The sequence below is a fragment of the Rhodospirillales bacterium RIFCSPLOWO2_02_FULL_58_16 genome (assembly GCA_001830425.1).
Lineage (GTDB): Bacteria > Pseudomonadota > Alphaproteobacteria > Rhodospirillales > 2-02-FULL-58-16 > 2-02-FULL-58-16.
Window position 1 is genome coordinate 88,906 of record MIAA01000032.1, and the last position, 1,965, is coordinate 90,870.

The 1,965-nt window shown below is 56.8% G+C and carries 3 protein-coding genes and 2 pseudogenes (2 of these 5 cut by a window edge); 3 read left to right on the top strand and 2 right to left on the bottom strand.

Annotation, left to right across the window (positions count from 1 at the left end):
• Positions 1 to 112, top strand: a pseudogene (locus A3H92_10660) (hypothetical protein) (it extends 968 nt beyond the left edge of the window).
• On the opposite strand, the gene A3H92_10665 reads toward A3H92_10660, so the two are convergent.
• Entirely contained in the window at positions 15 to 782 is a 768-nt protein-coding gene (locus A3H92_10665; GenBank protein ID OHC74503.1) for an NAD kinase, read from the bottom strand. The pseudogene A3H92_10660 and the gene A3H92_10665 sit on opposite strands and share 98 nt — an antisense overlap.
• Positions 783 to 861: 79 nt before the next feature.
• Between A3H92_10665 and A3H92_10670 the strand changes: the two genes are divergently transcribed.
• Positions 862 to 1,476, top strand: a complete 615-nt coding sequence (locus A3H92_10670; GenBank protein OHC74530.1) for a hypothetical protein — start codon at positions 862 to 864, stop codon at positions 1,474 to 1,476.
• On the opposite strand, the gene A3H92_10675 is transcribed toward A3H92_10670, so the two are convergent.
• Positions 1,452 to 1,841, bottom strand: coding sequence for a hypothetical protein (locus A3H92_10675; protein OHC74504.1), 390 nt, complete (start codon positions 1,839 to 1,841; stop codon positions 1,452 to 1,454). The genes A3H92_10670 and A3H92_10675 overlap by 25 nt on opposite strands.
• Between A3H92_10675 and A3H92_10680 the strand changes: the two are divergent.
• Positions 1,819 to 1,965 (top strand): annotated as a pseudogene (locus A3H92_10680) (hypothetical protein); it runs 180 nt beyond the window's last position. The gene A3H92_10675 and the pseudogene A3H92_10680 overlap by 23 nt on opposite strands.

Below are 1,965 nucleotides of genomic sequence, written 5' to 3' on the forward strand. Positions count from 1 at the left end.
CCCGCCAAATAATATTAAAGCGCGAACTGCTCACGCAGGATTCGTTCCTCCAGATTGTGTTCAGGGTCGAACAGCAAGGTCAATTCATGGCTGCTGTCCTGAACGATGCTGACTTTTGTGACGTCGCGCACTTCGGTAAAGTCAGCGACGGCGCTGACCTTGCGCACTTCTGCCTCAAGGATTTCAAAATCAACGGCGGCGGTGGACGGCAACAAGGCCCCGCGCCATCTTCTGGGCCTGAAGGCGGCGATCGGCGTCAGCGCCAAAACATCGGCGCCGAGCGGGATAATAGGCCCGTGAACGGCATTGTTGTAAGCCGTGCTCCCGGCGGGAGTGGATAACAACACGCCGTCGCAGATGATCTCCTCCATCCTGATTACGCCGTCAACCATTATTCGTATTTTGGCGGCCATCCTGGTTTCACGCAGCAGGGAAACCTCGTTGATGGCGATGGCCTGATGCTCGTTTCCATTCAGATCGGAAACAAACATCCGCAGGGGATTAAGGTTGATCGGTTCGGCGGCGGCCAACCGCTCGGGCAGGTTCTCTTCATCAAAGGCATTCATCAGGAATCCGACGGAACCCCGATTCATCCCGTAGATAGGAACCTTGCGGTCGATGCAGCGGTGCAAGGTCTGCAACATGAACCCGTCGCCGCCCAGAGCGACAATGATATCGGCGTCTTCCGGCGGCACATGACCATAACGTTTTCTGAGCCGCTCCCCGGCTTCCTTGGCTCGCTTCAGGTCGCCGTTGACGAAGGCGATAGTTCGGTAGTTCATGATCCGGGGCCAAAACTCATTGAATTCATTTTACATCATACTCCGGCTTGAACTCTTGCGAAAGCCGACGCAATTCAACATACTGTCCGGTATGACCCGTGTGCGCAACCCGAAACAGACACGCCGCTCCGTCCTTAATGCGGCTTATGAAAAGATTCTCCGCCATGGCTTTCAGGCGGCGGGCCTTAACGACATCCTGAAAGAGACGGGAGTCACCAAAGGCGCGCTGTACCATCATTTTCCCACCAAGATGGCGTTGGGATACGCCGTTGTCGAAGAGTCCCTTAAGGAACATATTGAGGAATGGTGGCTGAAGCCGCTGGAAGAGGGGAACGACCCTATCGAGATGCTTGCCCGCGTTATACAAACGCGCATGAACGCGGATGAAAAGTTCATCACCACCATCGGCTGTCCGCTGAATAACCTGACGCAGGAAATGTCGAATGTCGACAACGGCTTTCGCCTGCGTCTTGAGGCGACTTACCGGTTATGGCGCAAGGGTCTGGCCAAGGCGCTGACTCGCGGCCAGATGCACGGGTATGTAAGCGGCAATATCGATGTTGATAAGTCGGCGGCTTTTATCGTCGCCGCCCTGCAGGGCGCCGTCTCCCAGGCCAAGGCGGCGCAAAACCTTGACAGCTTCCAGGAGTGTCTGAGCGGTTTGTCTCACTACCTGACGGCGCTACGCCCCTGAGCCAGGTCGAGAACAATTCGGTATCCCTGCTTATTTTCGGGCGGCAGGACAAACACTTTTCGGACATTCACCGGCATCCTGGTCTCGATGTTAAGAAGGCCTTCGCCTTTGTTTCCTCTGTCGAATGAATAACCGGCAACCAGCCCCGTCAGCCGCCGTGAAGGCCGGTCTGACCGCCAATCAACCTGCGGGAAATTAAAGATCACCGACGTTCCCGACTCGCTGATCTTGTAGGAAAAATCCGGCTTGCCGCTGACATCCAGCACGACTCTTGTCTTGTCGTAATGCTGCCCGAGACGGACTCCGGTTATCGAAGGCGCGGCGGCGGCAATAAAAGAAGATGTGGTTGACGTCGAAGAAACCACGGTCGTCGGCATCGGCGGCAAATCCTCGCTCGGCGGAGCGGAAAGCGGCAGACTCCCGGGAGGAGGAACTCCGGGCAATAAGCGGACGGGAGGCGCGGCGGCGGCCGGCCCGCGACGGATATTC

Coding starts and splice junctions, on each gene's coding strand:
- A3H92_10665 (OHC74503.1), bottom strand. CDS start 782: ATGAACTACCGAACTATCGCCTTCGTCAACGGCGACCTGAAGCGAGCC.